11 protein-coding genes are annotated in these 18086 nt (G+C 61.5%); all 11 read left to right on the top strand.

Annotated features, from left to right (window positions below; translation table 11 throughout):
* The first annotated feature begins 15 nt into the window (after window positions 1-15).
* Window positions 16-273, top strand: a complete 258-nt coding sequence (locus ACPYOP_RS26830) for a hypothetical protein (RefSeq protein ID WP_481413298.1) — start codon at window positions 16-18, stop codon at window positions 271-273.
* Between the two features lie 243 nt (window positions 274-516).
* Window positions 517-1206, top strand: a complete 690-nt coding sequence (locus ACPYOP_RS26825; protein WP_481413332.1) for an RNA polymerase sigma factor — start codon at window positions 517-519, stop codon at window positions 1204-1206.
* Window positions 1199-1663: a hypothetical protein gene (locus ACPYOP_RS26820; protein WP_481413297.1), complete on the top strand. Its 465-nt coding sequence runs from the start codon at window positions 1199-1201 to the stop codon at window positions 1661-1663. The genes ACPYOP_RS26825 and ACPYOP_RS26820 overlap by 8 nt, the downstream gene beginning before the upstream one ends.
* On the top strand, window positions 1660-2109 hold the full coding sequence (locus ACPYOP_RS26815; protein WP_481413296.1) for a periplasmic heavy metal sensor: 450 nt from the start codon (window positions 1660-1662) through the stop codon (window positions 2107-2109). The genes ACPYOP_RS26820 and ACPYOP_RS26815 overlap by 4 nt, the downstream gene beginning before the upstream one ends.
* Before the next feature lie 75 nt (window positions 2110-2184).
* A complete protein-coding gene (locus ACPYOP_RS26810; RefSeq protein ID WP_481413295.1) occupies window positions 2185-3723 on the top strand; it encodes a DUF1800 domain-containing protein in 1539 nt (512 codons plus the stop codon).
* 2 nt (window positions 3724-3725) lie between these two features.
* On the top strand, window positions 3726-4946 hold the full coding sequence (locus ACPYOP_RS26805; protein ID WP_481413294.1) for a DUF1501 domain-containing protein: 1221 nt from the start codon (window positions 3726-3728) through the stop codon (window positions 4944-4946).
* A gap of 524 nt (window positions 4947-5470) precedes the next feature.
* Window positions 5471-6064 (top strand): invasion associated locus B family protein, encoded by a 594-nt coding sequence (locus tag ACPYOP_RS26800; protein ID WP_481413293.1) that lies wholly within the window; start codon window positions 5471-5473, stop codon window positions 6062-6064.
* Between the two features lie 16 nt (window positions 6065-6080).
* Window positions 6081-7844 (top strand): ShlB/FhaC/HecB family hemolysin secretion/activation protein, encoded by a 1764-nt coding sequence (locus ACPYOP_RS26795; protein WP_481413292.1) that lies wholly within the window; start codon window positions 6081-6083, stop codon window positions 7842-7844.
* A gap of 75 nt (window positions 7845-7919) precedes the next feature.
* The gene (locus ACPYOP_RS26790) at window positions 7920-8330 is read left to right on the top strand and encodes a hypothetical protein (RefSeq protein ID WP_481413331.1); all 411 of its coding nucleotides are present in this window, start codon (window positions 7920-7922) and stop codon (window positions 8328-8330) included.
* Window positions 8331-8388: 58 nt separating this feature from the next.
* Entirely contained in the window at window positions 8389-8946 is a 558-nt protein-coding gene (locus ACPYOP_RS26785; RefSeq protein ID WP_481413330.1) for a hypothetical protein, read from the top strand.
* Window positions 8947-9138: 192 nt separating this feature from the next.
* Window positions 9139-18086, top strand: an 8948-nt coding sequence (locus tag ACPYOP_RS26780; RefSeq protein WP_481413291.1) for a two-partner secretion domain-containing protein, incomplete at its 3' end; no start/stop codon positions are given.

Genomic DNA, 18086 nt, shown 5'->3' with positions numbered 1-18086 from the left:
TGCTAATGCGTGGCCATGGCGGCGATATATTGGCTGCATGAAGCCGAGTTCGCTCGCCCGGGAGCGGAATCTGTTGCTGCCCGTCCGTCCGATGTCAGCGAAGATCAGGCAACGGCGCTGTTCAAGAGCCTCGATACGGCCGGTTCCGGATCTTTGACGCAGAGCCGGTTCGAGCAGGCCATGAGGCCGCAGCCGCCGCAGGTGCCGGACTTCGGCAGTTTCTATGCATTCAACGAGCAAGACCAGACGAGGAGCGATCTTCTGACGCTCTGATCGCGCATGAGCTTTCGCATTTAATCCATGCGAAGTGCCGGCAACTCGGACAGGAGACGTTGGTGCCTCCACGTCCGGGTGAGCCAGCTCTTTTCATATTCGCTCGATAGATAGTTTGCCGGAGAAGGGAGGAAAATCTGAAAATCCTCGATGCGGGAGCGACGGAATTCGGCAGATAAACCGTTCAATCCTTGCGAACCCACGCTTGATGTCGAAGGATGATACGCTGACCGAGATGCTGCGATCCGACGGGAGCCGCTTGCCGGATTTGACGGCCAGGCAGAGCTTTCTTGCCGAAAGCCCGAGCCGGGCGACGCGCCATGCCGGTATCGCACGAAACAGGAGCGGTGGCGATTGTCGATGAAGTGGGATCGCGCGCCCAGGAGTGGCGACCCGGACGAGGATCTGCTTGGCCGTATCGCCGCTGGTGACGTTCCGGCGATGCGTATGATGGTGGCAAGGCAGCTGCCACGCATCATCGCCGTGGCAACCCGCATGCTCGGCGATGCGAGCGAAGCCGAGGATGTGGCGCAGGAGACGTTTCTGCGCGTCTGGCGGAATGCCGGCAGCTGGCGTCAGCGCAATGCCCGCTTCAGTACTTGGGTGCATCGCGTGGCGATCAACCTTTGCTACGACCGCTTGCGCCGACGCAAGGATGTTCTTTCCGAGCATCCGTCCGACATCGAATATGAAGGGCCAGCGCCGGATGCGGGCCTGATGAGTGAGGACGATCCGTCCAAGCGTGTGGAGCGGGCGATACAGATGATCGCGCCCCGGCAGCGCGAGGCGATCATTCTGGTCTACTATCAGGCGCTGTCGAATGCCGAGGCGGCCGAGATCATGGACGTCAGCGTCGACGCACTGGAGAGCTTGCTTGCGCGTGGAAGGCGCTCATTGCAGCTGCTTTTGTTGAAGGAACAGGGCGATGGTTGAGAATATCGCAGGTCCGATGAATGCCGGGCGGTTTGAGGAACTGACCGCTGCCTATGGCGGCGATATCGCCCGGTGGCCGCAGGCCGAACGCGCCGCCGCGCGGGAACTTGCCAAAGACCCCGCCGCCGCCGGAATTCTTGCGCGCGCCGCCGATTTGGATGCACTGCTCGATACCTATGTCGTCAGACCGGGCCGCGCGGATCTGGAAGCCCGGATCCTCAAAAACGTCGCCCGCCGTGTGACGATCAGAAACTGGTTCCGCTTCGGTTCCGCCGGCATCGGCCTTGTCGGCGTCGGCATCGCCGGCGCGCTTGCCGGCAGCATCGCCATTGCCGTGCTGACGCCAAGCCTGACATCCGATACTTCAGTCGTCTCCGACGGAACCGCGACCATGTTCGGCGATATCGGGCCGGATACAGGCATAGTGGACGCGGGTATAGCGCAGGACAGCCAATGACGGATCGCAGTTTTAGAATAGTGGTCGTTTCCCTGCTGATATTGAATACGTTCCTGATCGGAGCATTGGCGGGCGGCGGCTTGACTTGGATCCGCAAGACGCAGGCGCGTGCGGGGATGATGCCCCTTGCCGGCGAGCAGCTGCCTTCGGCGCAGAAGAAAGCTTTGCGTGCCGCGCTCAACGAGGCCCGCAAGGATAGCAGGCAGACCATTCTCGAGGCCCAGCAAGCCAAGGTCGACGCCGCCTCCATTCTCGGCCAGCCGACGCTGGACAAGGAGGCGCTCTTGGCTGCTCTGGCGCGGGCGCGCAATGCCGATATCGGCCTCAGAACGAAACTGGAGGAGCGCGCCGTCGATTTCGCCGCAACGCTCTCCTACGACGAACGCCGGGCGCTTGCCGAAAGCCTCATTCGCCGCAGCGCGCCGAGAGCCGCTGCCACAAAATGATCATACTTGCCGAGCGACGGATCGGAACAAGCCCTGCGTTCAAGGAGCGTGTTTGATGCAGGAGTTGGCAGGAACATGGCTCAGCAATCGAATGATGTTTATGCCGCGCTTGCCCTTTCCCGATTTGGGCTAGGGGCAGATCATAACGGCACGGCGTCGATCGCCTCGGATCCGCGCGGCGCATTGATGGAAGAAATCACCGAGCGCTTCGTGCCCGTTCCCGTCGGACAGCAGCTTCAATCCACGGCCGATCTTCTCGTTTCCCTTTATGCATTCCAGGAGCAGCGTAAGGAGGCAAGGCAGCAGGCCGCAACCGCCGCTGCGACGCAGCCGGACAAGCCGATACAGGGGCCGCAACAGCCGCCAGCACAGCCGTCAGATGCCATGGCCGCCCAGTCAAGCAAACAGACCCAGCCAGCCAACCAGGCCCGAGCGGCTAACCAGGCAATGGCAACGGCGATCGGCAAGGTGGTCGAGAAGCTGGAAAAGCCCGCAATGCCTTATCTTCCGCAGCAGATCCTGCTGGCCGAAGTCGATGCCCGTTTCAACGGCACCATCCGGCAGCCGCTGATCGGGTTCGGCGAGCGGCTCGCCATGTTCTGGGCGAACCATTTCGCGGTTGCCGTCTCGAAGAGCGAGGAAGTTCATATCGTTGCCGGCGCCTTCGAGCGCGAAGCCATCCGACCACATGTCTTTGGTCGTTTTGCCGATATGCTGCTCGCCGTCGAAACTCATCCGGCCATGCTCGGCTATCTCGACAGCCAGCAGTCGATCGGGCCGAACTCCAGGGCCAATGCCAACAAGAAGCGCGGCCTCAACGAAAATCTCGCCCGCGAGACGCTGGAACTGCACACGCTCGGCGTCAATGGCGGCTATACGCAGACCGACGTGACGACGCTTGCCAAGATCATCACCGGCTGGACGGTGGCGCGCGCCGAGGGCAAGCTTGGGACACCCGGCACCTTCGTCTTCAACGCTGGCGCTCATGAGCCCGGCGACCAGACGCTGCTTGGTCTCACCTATGCCGATAACGGCGTCGGGCAGGGGCGGGAGGCGTTGCGCGATCTCGCCCGCCATCCGGCGACGGCGCGGCATATCGCCACCAAGCTCGTCCGGCATTTCGTCGCGGATACGCCGCCGCCGGCGCTCGTACAGGCCGTCGCTGCGACCTTCAGCAAGACGGATGGCGATCTTTCGGCGGTCTATCGGGCGCTGATTGCCTCCGAAGACGCTTGGAATCCGACATTGTCAAAGGTGCGCTCGCCGCTGGAATTCATGACCGCACTTCTGCGAGCAAGCGGCGAGACGCCGAAGCCGAATGTCATTCTCGGTGCCTTGACCGCCATGGGCCAGCCCTTCTGGGCACCCGCCGGCCCGAACGGTTTTGCCGATACCGTCGATGTCTGGGCCTCCAGCGAGAGCCTCAGCATGCGCATGGATGTCGCCAATATGATCGCAAACGCTGTACCGCCGCAGATCGATCCGCGTCGCTTCGTTTCCGACAGCCTGGGCCCGCTTCTTTCGAATGAAACGCTGCAGGCCGTATCGCGCGCGGAGACCCGCAACCAGGGTCTGGCGATCGCTTATCTCTCCCCCGAATTTCAAAGGCGCTGACCATGACCTGCGAACTCATGACCCCCACCCGTCGTGCCGTGCTCGGTGCTTCCGGCGCCTTGTTTGCCTGGGCCTTCATCCCACGCTTCGCCCATGCCGCCGGCGGCCGCGACCCACGCTTCGTCACGATCATCCTGCGCGGGGCGCTCGATGGTTTGACGGCCGTGCCGCCTGTCGGCGATCCCGATTATCAAACGCTGCGGCAGTCGATCGCCATGACGACGAGCGGTCCCAATGCCGCTCTTCCGCTCGACAGCTTCTTCGCGCTACATCCGTCAATGCCGAATTTCAATCGGCTCTATCGTACGGGACAAGCGGCCGTCGTTCACGCCAGCGCCACACCCTATCGCGATCGTTCCCATTTCGACGGGCAGGACGTGCTGGAGTCCGGCTACGAGATACCCGGCCGCGTCGATTCCGGCTGGCTCAACCGGCTGCTGGAAGGGCTGCCGAAGGGTGACAAGATTTCACCGGGAGCTTCGGAGATTCGCGGATTGTCCGTTGGCGCGAACGCACCGCTCGTCATTCGCGGCAAGGCGCCGGTGCTCGGATGGTCGCCGTCTAATCTAAAGCCGGTCAGCGACGACCTGCCGCCGCGGCTGATGGACCTCTACAATCACACCGATCCGCTTTTCGCGAAAATCCTCGCCGAGGGCATTTCGACCGGCAAGATTGCCGCCGGCCTCGACGTCAAGGCAAGGGGCGGCCCCGGTGATCCCAATGGAATGGAGCAGATGGCGAGAGGTGCCGCCCGCCTGCTCGCGCAGGACGACGGTCCCCGCGTCGCGGCACTGGCCTTCGAAGGATGGGATACCCATGCCGGCGAGGTGGATCGGCTCAGCAAGCTTCTCGTCGGGCTCGACAATTCCTTTGCCGCATTCCAGCAGGAACTCGGCCCCGCCTGGAAAGATACCGCCATCCTGGTTGCGACGGAATTCGGTCGCACGGCGCAGGTCAACGGCACGCAGGGCACGGACCATGGCACCGGAACGACCGCATTCCTCGCCGGCGGCGCCATCAAGGGCGGCCGGGTGATCGCCGATTGGCCCGGCCTCAAGCAGGCGCAATTGCGCGACGGGCGTGATCTGGCGGCTACCACGGATCTTCGCGCCATCGTGAAGGGCATCGCCGTCGACCTGCTCGGCGCCTCGCCAGCTGTATTGACGCGCGATGTCTTCCCGGGATCCGATCACGTCCTGCCGATGAAGGGGCTGATTATCTGAGCGGTGGTCCGATTATTTGCCGTCACCGCCGGTGGGCGATGAAAGAGTGCTTTCAGCGACGTCGCCGTGGCATGCGACGTCAAAGACAGGCGGCTGGCGCTGCGCGCGGAGAGATATTCAGCGACAGCTCGCTATAATTGATCCCGATCGGTGCAAATAAATCATTCTATAGTTGTAAATGTTGGGCTACACGTCACACGGCCTTCGCGAATAGCAACCGCCAATGTTGCGGAATCGACACGCCTCCCCAGAAACGTGCGCGAATTATTGTGCACCGCCCACTACTTTCTGATGCATGGATTAGAATTCTGCTATGTAGCGCCTTAGCCGATGATCGGCCGCGCCGCGTATTGGGTGCATTCTCATGAATTTTGACGATTTGCCGCTTGAGCAAGGCACGCCTTGCGCAAGCGAATGGCTTTGGCTTTGGGAAGTTATGAATGCCCCACACGAGTAAGACGTTTTCCATCAAAACCCTGAGATTCGTTACGTTTTTGTCGAGTGCACTCCTTGCATCCTCGGCAATGGCGCAAGAGCAGTCCGCGCCAGCCGCAAATCCGCCTTCCAATGCAAGCGCTGCGCAAAGTCCCGCTCCCGCTGCAAGCGAACAACAGCCAGCCCCACAGGCGCGGGTACAGAAGTTCGACGACTGGTACTATCGCTGCATCGACAGCAAGGCGGCCGATGGTTCGACGGCCACGCATTGTGAAGTGGCGCAGATTGCCACGGTCAAGCAGGGCGATCAGGACGTGAACGTTTTGACGCTGGCAATTGCCAAGGCGACGGGCGAGCCTGTGACATCGAACAAGAAGGCGGCAAAGCAGCCGGCAAGCGATCTCGTGCTGACGGCGCTCGTGCCGCTCAACATGTACATTCCTGCAGGTCTTGGCATCGATGCGGCCGAGAAGCCGGTGGTGCAGCTTGCCTATCGCAACTGCAACCAGGCCGGTTGCTGGTCGCAGCAGAAGCTGGACGCCAAGATGGTCGCGGCACTGACCAAGGCGTCCGATGGCACCGGCCATGTCCAGATGATGAATGGCCAGAAGGTCAACATCAAATTCTCGCTGAAGGGATTGTCGGCGGCGCTCGATGCGCTGCAGAAGACCGCTTCCAACTGACCGGACGGGCGCATTTATGAAGTCAGCCCGGCGATCCGCTGCTGTTCGGTACGGCCTCGATCTGGCCGCCTGCGCTTTGCTGGCGGCGATTCTTGTCATCTCGCCCGCAATGGCGCAAGTAATTCCATCGGCGCCCAATGATGATTTCGCACGCCGGCAGGCGCAGGAGGCCGAGCAGCAGCGCCTGAAGGCCCTCGGCGAGATGACGCCGAAGCCATCTGCGGTGGAGGCTCAGCAGCCTGCGGCTGCTGAGGGCAAGAAGGCCGGCCCCTGTTTTGCGATCACCCATGTCGAGGTCGAAGGCGTAAGGCAGTTTTCGGCTGCCGCCATCGACCAGGTCACAGCGCCTTATGCGAACCGCTGCGTCGGTGTCGGTGAGATCAATGGGCTGCTGCGTGATCTCACGCATCTTTATCTCGACAAGGGGTTCGTGAGTTCCCGCGTCTACGTGCCGGCGCAGGATATTGCCGGGACGAAGGTGCTGCGCCTGGTCGCCATCGAAGGCACGCTTGCCGACATCTACATCAACGGCAAGCCGGCGCCAGATTCCGGTGTAATCGCCACGGCCTTTCCCGGCATGAAGGGTGCGATCACCAATCTGCGCAACATCGAGCAGGGTCTCGACCAGATCAACCGCCTGACCTCCAACAATGCCAAGACAGCGATGCTGCCGGGAAAGACGGATGGAACCTCGATCCTCAATATCGAGAACAAGCCGGATCATCCCTGGCATCTTTCCTTAGGCAACAGCAATCTCGGTCAAGAGCAGACGGGATACTCCAAGTCCTCGGCCTCGATCGGCTATGACAATCTGTTCGGCGTGAATGACCAATGGAACTTTTCTTACGAGCATAGCGGCCCGGATTACCCATGGCGTGATGACGGCCTGGGCAAGAGCAACAGCTATTCCGGCAATGTCAGCGTGCCCTACGGTTACTGGACATTCTCGGCGAACGGCTCCTGGTACGAATACGACAGCACGGTTCCGGGGAATTTCGGGCCGCTCAATACGTCGGGCGATTCCAAGCAGGTTGGGATCGGTGCCGATCGAGTGATTTTCCGCGACAAGGATTCGATCACCACCTTCAACAGCGGGCTGACCTACAAGGAAACCAACAACTTTCTGCTCGGCAACAAAATAGAGGTCGGAAGCCGCAAATATACCGTCGGTGATCTTGGCATCTCGCATTCGCGCCGCATGCTGGGCGGCCTCTGGGTCTTCGACCTTTCCTATAGCCAGGGGCTGAACCTCTTCGATGCGGTCGCCCCCGGTGATGCCGGGGCAGGGGATGCGGACCCTCGCTTTTCGAAGTTCACTGGCACGATCACCATGACGAAGCCGTTCGAGCTTGCCGACCAGCGCTTCGAGGTCAATTCGCTCATTACGGGCCAGTATTCGCCCGACAACCTGTTCGGAGCCGAGCAGATCTCGGTCGGCGGTTATTCCTCCGTGCGCGGCACGCGCGAGACGATGCTCTACGGCAATAACGGTTTCTTCATCCGCAACGATCTCGTCTGGCGCACGCAGCCGTTCGCCGACAATGCCGACCTCGCCAAGATCTTCGGCGAGTTCCGGCCCTATGTCGGCCTCGATTATGGGCGGATCGCCTCACAGGCGCGCTACCGCATCGAGGGTGGCGACATGCTCGGCTGGACGGTCGGCGCCAAGCTCGCCGGCGGCCACGTCAATTTCGATATGGGTTATTCGGATGTGCTTGGGGGCACGGTCGACAAAAACAATACAGGGCTGATCTTCGTCAGCTCATCCGTACGTTGGTAATTATACGTTTAGAGGGAAACCATGAGCTTGATTGGAAAGAAAGAGAATAGGACACGCTTCACGGTGTCTCTCTCCATGACCGCGCTTGTCTGCTGTGCACTCGTCCTTTCTGGCTGCGGTGGCCGCGAGGCACACCCGATCGCATCGACCAATGCCGGCGATAGCGGCGCCGACTGCAGCGGAATATCCCGGGAATTTGCGGCCAATGAACGCCAGATCCTGACGACGGTGAAGGAACGTTCGCAGGCGCAGGGGAAGAACGTGATCCTTGGGGCTACCGGCGTTCTTCTGTTCTGGCCGGCGCTGTTCTTCATGGATCCCAAGTCGCCGGAAAAGATCGAGATCGACGCCTTGCGCAATCGCAACCAGGTGCTGACCGACCTCGCCCGCTCGAGAAAGTGCCCGGCACTGAAATCGCAGCTCGGTGACCTCTACAAGAAGCTTGACGGCGGCGTGAAAACCGCGCCGGCGACGAGAGGCGGTTAAGGAAATGAAGATGGATTTGCGCTTGATAATTGTAACCGGTGGCTTGGGCGCTCAGGTGATGCGATATATCTCCGGCGGTATCGCCATTGTTCTCGTGATGTTGCTCGCGTCCTGCGTCACAACGGATCCACGGCTTGTGGCTGCTCTGCAAAAGACCTCCGTGCGCGAAATCCGCATCGAGACGACCCCTGATCTAACGGCGTTTCCTGAAGCGGATAAAAAGCTTGGGGAACAAGAGATGGCGGATGCGATCCGTGTATTGCGGAACACAATGACAAAGCAGCTCGTCGGCTTGCCAGGCGGACCCGTCCCGGGTCGCCTGGTCGTCACTTTGCACGTCTTTGACGTCAGCACGAAGAAGGCGCGCGTCATCGGAGGCCACGACAGTCGCATCGACGGGACGATCCGGCTGGAAAACGCAAAGACCGGGGAATTGATTGCAGCGGCGCAGAATATACACGGTGAAGACCTTTCCATGCGCGGGAGTGGCTATGGCGTCATTGTCGCAGTCGCCGTGAATGCGATCCAGACCTCCGGCTCTCCTGAGGTGATGGCTCAGCGCCTTTCCGACTCGTTCACCGCCAACGTCAAGACGTGGTTGTTGACGAAGAAATAGCGGGAGGCCGGCTCTGACGTCGGCCTTCCGAGAGGGTTCAGAGTGAACGGCCCATGCCGGTCACAAAGATTGCTTCAGCCATAGGCCGGAAGCGCGTTGATCGCGCGGTTGTGGATGTCGCGATCGATCTGCAAGCTTAGGTTCAACTGCGGCAAATTCGGTGTGCCGCGCAGTCACCAGTGAAGGCGTGTGATGAGCAAGAAGATCGCGTTGGTTGGATCACGGCTTGCGGCCAAGGACAGGGAGGTCGCGTTTGATCTGCGAAGCCCGCTCCTGCGTCTTGGGCGGCAATCGCTTGCCGTCACTCTGAGCTTGCTTCTCTTCCTTGAGCCGGCAATTGCCAATGCGCAGTCGGTCTCGGCGGCAGGGTCGGCGCCTGCAGCTAACCAGCCAGGCGTCGGGGCTGCACCGAACGGTGTGCCGCTGATCGACATCGTCACGCCGAACAGCACGGGCCTGTCGCATAACAAATACGACAATTTCAACGTCGGCGCGCCGGGTCTCATCCTCAATAACTTCAACGGCGAGGTCGGCACCTCGAACCTCGGCGGCGCCACCCCTGGTAACCCGAACCTGAGGACATCAGGCCCGGCTTCCGTCATCCTGAACGAAGTCACCTCAGGCAATCGCTCCGCGCTCAACGGTCCGACTGAAGTATTCGGCGGCAGGGCCGATGTGGTAATCGCCAATCCGAACGGAATTACCTGCAACGGCTGCGGCTTCATCAACACGCCGCGGGCGACGCTGACGACCGGCGTGCCCAATATCGGCGCCGACGGCAGCCTGTCCGGCTTCACCGTCAATGGCGGCGACGTTACCTTCGAGGGAGCTGACGGAAACTTCGCAGCCGCTCCCGGCGCCGTCGACCTGTTCGACGTCGTCTCCCGCAATATCCACGTCAATGCACCGGTCTACGGCAAAACCATCCGGCTGACAGGCGGCGCCAGCCAATACAACTATGCCACCGGCGAGGCGACGGCGCTGACCGCCACGTCAGGCACGCCGGAATATGCGATCGACGGCACGGCACTCGGCGCCATGCAGGCCGATCGCATCAAGGTCGTCGTCACCGAGAAGGGTGCCGGCGTCAAGATGAGCGGCGACATGGCCGCCAATGCCGGCGAGCTGACGCTATCGGCCGATGGCAAGATCTCGATCGGCAATGCCTCGGGTCGCGATGGCGTCACCATTACCTCGAAACAGAAGGTGACGGCGGCCAAGGTCACGTCGAAGCGGAAGATTGCTGTTCAGGCTGATCAAGGCATCACCCTGCAGTCGGTTGCCGCCGATAGCGATATTGTGCTTGCAAGCGGCATTGGCCTCTTGAGCGTCACGGGTGACGTCAACAGTGGCACGGCCGTGCAGATGAGTTCGGGCGGCGGGATCTCAGCCGGCAGCGTCAGCGCTGGCAATGGGGCAGCGACGCTTGTTGCCACCTCCGGCGATATAGCCATCACCGGTGCTGCCAATAGCACCGGTGATCTTAATCTGACGGCAACGGCCGGTTCGATCTCGGCCGCTTCGCTGCTGAGTAACCAGACCATCGCGTTGAGTGCCGGGCTCGATATTGCCGTTGCCGGCAACGTGCTGGCGCAAGGCAATGTCAGCGCCATAGGCCGTTCGATCTCGACCGGCATGGTCGTCTCGGGCATCAATATCGCTGCCACCGGTGTCGATCCCAGCGGCAATGTCGTTCTCGGCCCGGCCGGCAATCTCAACCTGACGGCCACCGGCGGCAATATTGCGACCGCTAATCTGTTGTCGGCTGGAAGCGTCGGCATCGGCGCGGCCGGCAATGTCACGGCTGGAAGCATCCAGTCGACCAACAATCTGACAGTCACCGCGGCATCGCTCAATGCGAGCGGCATTACCTCGCATGGCGCGCTGACGGTCAATACAACAGGCGGTCGCGTTGATGTCAGCGGCCAGGTTCTTGCTGCGAACAACGTCCTGATCTCCGGCGCCGCCATTCAGGCTGGTGCGATCGCTTCTGGCGTCGACTTTGCGGCCACGAGTGCGAACAGTGGCGGCGTCGCTATCGGTTCGGCCGGCACGCTCGGCTTGACAGCCACGGCGGGCAATATCGTTGTCGATAAGCTGCTGTCGGCCGGCGACCTGACTGCTCAGGCCGCCCTTTTGCAGGCAAATAACATCACGAGCCATGGGATCGTGGGCATCACAGGCGGCGTTGATGTCGCCAACCAACTGCTCAGCGCTGGCAATATAACCATCAACGGCAACGCCAATGGCGTCAGCGCCGGTCTTCTCGCCTCCGGCGTCGACTTTGCCGCGACCAAAGCTAATGGCGGCAATATCGTGCTTGGTGCGGGCGGCAATCTAACTGTCAATGATGGCCTCGGCGCCATCAAGGCAGGGACGATTTTTTCAGCCGGTACGATCAGCGCGACCGGCCAGACCATCACCGCCGACACGATCACCGGCCATAAGGACATCGCGCTTTCAGGCGCTACCAGCGCTGTGGCCGGCAGCGGTCGCATCGATGTAAGCGGCCAGATTCTTGGTGCCGGCAATGTCGGCGTTTCCGGCTTCGGCATCCAGGCGGGCGCTATCGTCTCCGGCGTCGACATCGCCGCCACTAATGCCTCAGGCGGCAGCATCGTGCTCTCAGCGCAATCACCTGCGATTGTCGCGGGCTCGACGGCGGCTGGGACCGGCAATCTTTCATTGACGGCATCCGATCAGCTCAAAGTCGCTACGCTGCTGTCCGCCGGCGACCTCAACGTCAGCGGCACAACGATCACGGCCGACAATGTCTCCGCGCATGGCGCGCTGACACTCAATGGTGCCACCACCGTTAGTGGCCAGATTCTCGGCTCCAGTAACATCTTGATCAGCGGCCAGAGCCTGTCGGCCCAGACTCTTGTCGCAGGCATCGACTTCGATGCCACAAATGCAGCCGGCGGCAATATCGTCCTTGGCCAATCCGGTGATTTAAGCGTATCCGTCAATGGCGCTGTGACAGCGCCTACAGTACAGGCTGCCGGTCGCATCGATGTCAGCGGCGCGTCCATCAGCGCCGATGCGGTCACTGGTCATAAGGATATCACCCTTTCCGGCACGGCCGGTGGCGTGAGTGTTTCCAATCAGGTGCTTGGCGGTGGCGGTGTCGCGATCTCTGGCTCGCGCATTCAGGCAGGCACCGTCGTCTCCGGTGTCGATTTCACAGGGACTGCTGCCGCCAATGGCAACATCGTGCTTGCCGGCAGCGGTGACCTGAGCCTTGCCTCGTCGGGCAATATCAATGCCAGCACGCTATTGTCGGCCGGCGATCTCAGCGCTTCCGGTTCGACCGTTCGCGCGGATAGCGTGACTGCGCATGGCGACATGACGCTCGGCGGCGCCATCAGCGTTACAAACCAGATCCTCGGCGCTGGCAATGTATCGATCACCGGTCAGAGTCTGGCGGCTCAGACCCTCGTTTCCGGTATTGATTTCGACGCCACCAATGCCGCCGGCGGCAACATCGTGCTCGGCCAGATGGGTGACCTCAAGGTCTCGGTCAATGGTGGCATTGTGGCTTCGACCGTGCAGGCCGCCGGTACCGTCGATGCCAGCGGTGCAACCATCGCAGCCAACGCGATCACCGCTCACAAGGATATTACTCTTTCCGGAACGGCGGCTGGTGGCGTTGCGATCACCAATCAGGTGCTTGGCGGCGGCAACATTGATATCTCCGGGCAGAGCATCAAGGCCAGTGCCATCGTCTCCGGTGTGGATTTCGCCAGAACCGCTGCTTCCAACGGCAATATCATGCTCGCCAGCAGCGGCGATCTGACACTTGCCTCCGCCGGCAATATCGACACCGGCACACTGCTGTCTGCCGGTGCTCTTTCGGCCAGCGGCGCGGCCGTGAACGCGAATGCAGTCACGGCGCATGGCGACATAACGCTCCATGGTGCCACGACCGTAAGCGGCCAGATTCTCGGTGCGAGCAATGTCCTGTTCACCGGTCAAAGCCTGTCGGCACAGTCTGTCGTCGCCGGTATCGACTTCGCCGCCACCGATGCCGCCGGTGGCAATATCGTTCTTGGTCGCACCGGGGACCTGACCGCCCGGCTCAATGGTGGATTCTCTGCATCGACGGTGGAAGTCGCCGGTGCTACCGATGTCAACGCCGCCAGCGTGACGGCCGACACCGTCACCGGACACAAGGATATCACGCTCGCTGGTACGACCACCGTCAACGGCCAGATCCTTGGTGGCGGAAACATCGGCGTCTCAGGCCCGAGCATCTCGGCCGGCGCCATCGTCTCCGGTGTCGATTTTGCAAGCACGGCTGCCGCCAACGGTAACATCGTCCAGACATCAAGTGGCGATCTGTCGCTGGCCTCGAGCGGTAATCTCACCATCGGCACACTGTTGTCGGCGGGCAATCTGACCGCACAAGCGGCCGATCTCACGGCAAGTAGCATCACAAGCCATGGGAGCACCGACCTCAAGGCAAATGGTCGCGTCAATGTCAGCGGCCAGGTGCTGTCATCAGGCACACTCTCGGTCGACACCGGCAGCCTCGATACCGGACTTCTGGTCTCCGGCGTCGATTTTGCCGCGACCAACGCTGCCGGTGGCAACATCGTGCTTGGAGGGTCCGGCGCGACAGACCTCACCGCCTCCGGCAATGCCGCGGCCGGCACGATCCTGTCGGCCGGGGATATCACGGCAAGGACGGCCAATCTTCAGGCCGGTAGCATCACCAGCCACGGCAATATCGGTGTTGTCGGTAACGTCGATATCAGTAATCAGATCCTGGCCGCCGGCGATCTCGCGATCAATGGCGGCAGCATCAGCGCGCCGACCTTGATCTCCGGCATCGACTTTGCCGCCACCAATGCCGCCGGCGGCGCTATCGTGCTGGCACAATCCGGCAATACCAGCCTGATGGCCTCCGGCAATATCACGGCCGGAACGATCCTTTCGGCCGGTGATGTCACGGCAACAGCGGCAAACCTCAGCGCCGACAGCGTCACCAGCCACGGCAAGGTCGCGATTACCGCTAGCGGTAACGCTGGCATTGCCGGCAATGTTGATGTCAGCAACCAGATCATTGCCGCTGGCAATCTCACGCTGACTGGCGGTCACATCAACGCGCCAACGCTGATCTCCGGCGTCGATTTCGCTGCCACCAATGCTGCCGGCGGCGGTATCGTGCTTGGATCGTCCGGCAATATGAATCTCACCGTTTCTGCGGGCATCACCACGCAGACCATGCTGTCGGCCGGCACAATCGACGCCAGCGGCGCCACGATCACGGCCAATGCCGTTACCGGGCATGGCGACATCATCCTTGCCGGCAACAGCAGTGTCAACGTGACCGGCCAACTCCTCGGTGCCGGCGACGTCTTGCTGTCCGGTTCGACCGTCCAGATCAATCAGGCGGTCACTGGTGTCGATTTCGCCACCACCGCGCGTTCATCGAACGGCGCTATCGCTCTCGGAACAAGCGGCGATCTTAATATCAATGCGGGAAGCGCCACCGCCAACATGTTGATCGTCGCAGGTAGCCTCAATGTGGCGTCGAGTGGCTTTACGGGCGGCAACATCACAGGCCACGGCGCGGTTACGATCGGTTCGTCCACGAGTCCCGGCGCGGTTAAGATCAACGGCCAGCTCCTTGGCGCCGGCAATGTCTCATTCATCGGATCTTCCGTCAGCGGTAACGTCATCGCGGCCGGTGTCGATTTTGCCGCGATGGACCAGTCGGGTGCCGGTAATGTCATTCTAGGCCAGGCTGGCGATCTGACGCTCACAGCTACGGCCGGAGACGTCTCGTTCAACAGCCTACTTGCTGCCGGGAGCATCACAGCCAATGCTGCGAACAATGTCAGCGCCAATGCCGTCGCCCATGGCGATCTGACGATCACCGCCGGCAATGCGATCACGCTCACCGGCCAATCGCTTGCCAGCCGCAGCGCCAATCTATCCGCCCGATCGATGACGATCGATACGCTGGTCTCCGGCGTCGATTTCGCAGCCACCAATGCCGCGGCCGGCGGCAGCCTTATGCTGCAACGGACCGGCGCGATGACGCTGTCCGCCTCCAATGGCAGCATCAGTGCCAATTCCCTGCTTTCCGGCGGTAATCTTGCCGCCACGGCAACGCAGAACGTCAGCTACAGCAGCCTGCAGAGCCTCGGCAGCGCCACGCTCACCGCACCTGGCACTATTGCCTATACCAACACTACCCGTGTCGGCGGCGATCTGACGCTCAATACCGGTGCCGTCGATCTTTCCGGCAACAGGGGGAGCCGGATTGCCGGCGGCGGTATGCTGATCGTCAACGGCTCCTCGGCCAATCTTTCCGGCAGCAATCTCGTCTTTGGCGGCCTGTCGCTCAATCTCTCCGGTAATGCGGATCTGTCCAACGCTGACGTCAGCACGGTCACCAATGCCGGCGGCTCTGGCGACATCGCCATTTCTGCAGCGGGTCTCATCACCACCGCCAATACGTCCCTGCTTGCCGCGCATGACCTGACGCTCAACCTGCCGTCACTCGGCAATACCGGCCAGCTTGCCGCCGGCAACAATCTCACCTTCAACGTCGCTGGCGACTTCTACAACAGTCCGTCCGGCCTCGTCTTTGCCGGCAACAATGCCAACCTCTTTATCGATGGCACGTTGACCAATGATCAGGGTGCTATCGTCGCCAATAACGGGCTGACGATCCAGGGAGCGACCGCCGGTCAGCGCAGTGCGGCAGTCACCAATGTGTCCGGGTTGATTCAGTCCGGCGGTGACATGACGATACTCACCAGCAATCTCACCAACAGGCGATCGACGACGCCGACCTGGGTGACGGGCCAGCTGGTCTCCTCCGGTGCCGTTGTCGGGACCTTCGTGCTCAATCCAGCGGTCGCAGGCCAGCCCTTCGCCTATCTGGAATCGACTGACCAGAACATGTTTCAGCTTTATGCGGGGGTCGATCCGGGACAGTTTTCTGACTATCAGCCGCTGTTGTATTCGGTCGCAACGCTTGCCGACGGTACCTCCTACCACGCCTGGACCTGGGTCAGCGGCAGTGGCCCGACGGAAGTGCGGCCGATTTTCGACTGGATCAAGGCTCGCGTTCCCAAGGACGCCAATGGCAATCCCCTCCTCGATCCCAACAATCCGTCGCGTTATTTCATTGTCGACGAAGTCGTCCGCAACGGCTCGGACACAAGCACGACCTACACTTGGGATCCGACGTCCAACATATCGCAGTCGGTTTATGAAGACCGCTTCACCAGTGCGCTCAGCCCCGAGGCCGTGATCCGCGCCGGCGGCAATCTCACCGTGGATGCCACCAACCTCACCAATTCCTACAGCCGGATCGAGGCCGGCGGTAGTGCGACGCTCAAGGGATCGACGCTCACGAATGAAGGCGTCGTCCTCAATCGCACCACGACACTGACCTGCAGCGCTCAAAGCGCGTGCTCGGCCTACAACGCCGACGGCACGGCCGATCCTTCCCGCAATATCGCCAATGGTACGTCGATCGTATCGGGATCGCAGATTGTCGGCGGCGCGGCTGGCACGCTCAAGGCGGCCCGTGCCCTCAGCCTCAATTTTGGTACGGTCAACAATACGTCGCTCGGTTCGACGGGCGGCGGCGCGGCCGTCAGTGCGCCGTCGACATCGAACGACCCTCTGTCCGCTCTTAATGGCATGACGGCCGGCGGCGCCTTGTTCAATGTCAATGCCGCATTGAGCAGTGTTGCCTCCAATCGTGGCGCAAGCGTCGCAAACGGCCCATCACTGACTGGTACCGGCACAACGATCGCCGGCGGCCCGACCGTCAACGGCGGCAGCCTGACGGCAGCAGTCGGTGCTTCGGTCAGCAGCAACGGTGTGACGCTCACCAGCGGCCCTTCGATCAGCTCGGCCACCCTGACAACCGGCGGCGCTGCGATCAATCCCAACAGCCTGATGGGCAAGCTCACCGCTGCTCTCGGTAACAGCGGCAACCTTGCCCAGGTGCTGCAGATCAACGGCGCGGAACTCGCCTCGCTTGCCAAACCGCAATCGGGCGGTGTCGGTGGCACGGTTCCGGGCCAGGTCTTCCTGTTCGAGACCCGGGCCGCCTTCCTCGACGTATCGAAGTTCTACGGCTCGAGTTATTTCATCGACCGTGTCGGCTATACGCCGGAGACCAAGGTTCCCTTCCTCGGCGACGCCTATTTCGACAATCAGCTCGTCGACGAACAAATGCGGCAGCTGGTGGGCGATGGTCTTGGAGCTGGGTCCTTCATCCCTGGCAACAATGCCACCGACCAGATGAAGTCGCTGCTCGACAATGGCGTCGCCTATGCCGAAGCACACGGGCTTACCCTTGGGCAGGCGCTGACGCCGGAACAGGCCGCATCGCTGACCCAGTCGATGGTGATCTATCAGACTGAGATCGTCGACGGCGCGCAGGTGCTGGTGCCGGTCGTCTATCTCTCGGCCGCTGACAAGGCGAAGGTCAACGGCGGCGGTGCGGTCATCGCCGGCAACAGCGTTAACATCGATGCTGGCTCCGTCAACAATTCCGGTGCGATTGCCGCTGCGGATGGCATGACCATCAATGCCACCGAGATCAAGGCAAATGGCGGCACCTTCCTGGCCGGCGGCAACATGAACCTCAATGCCACCAATGGCATCACGCTCGCCGCGCAGACGATGACCATCGGCGGCCAGAATGTCGTCAACACCAATGCCGGCGTGTCGGCAGGCGGCAACCTGCAGATCGCCGCGGGCGGTACGCTGAGCTTGCAGGGCACCAAGATCGCCGCAGGCGGCAATGCCCAGCTTTCCGGCACCAATGTCAATCTCACCACCGTCAAGGTCGACAACGGCGGTCAGCAGAATGCGACAGGCGCCCGCGTCAACGCCGGTGGTAATCTCACCATTGCGGCCAACAACGACATCAATGTCATAGATTCCTCGGCCAAGGCCGGTGGCGATCTCAAACTTAAGGCCACGGATGGTGCGGTCAACATCGTCTCGACCGATCTCGCCCGCAAGACGGACGATGGCTACACCAAGACGACCGGTATCGATCAGCAGGCCTCGCAGCTCTCGGCCGGCGGCAACATCGCGATCAATGCCAATACCGGCATTCTGATCTCGGGCTCGGATCTGACCGCCAAGGGTGATGTCGG

Source organism: Rhizobium sp. KNZ2-6A (assembly GCF_056755475.1).
Note: the sequence above shows the minus strand (reverse complement) of the source record. Positions and strands in the feature narration are given on the sequence as shown.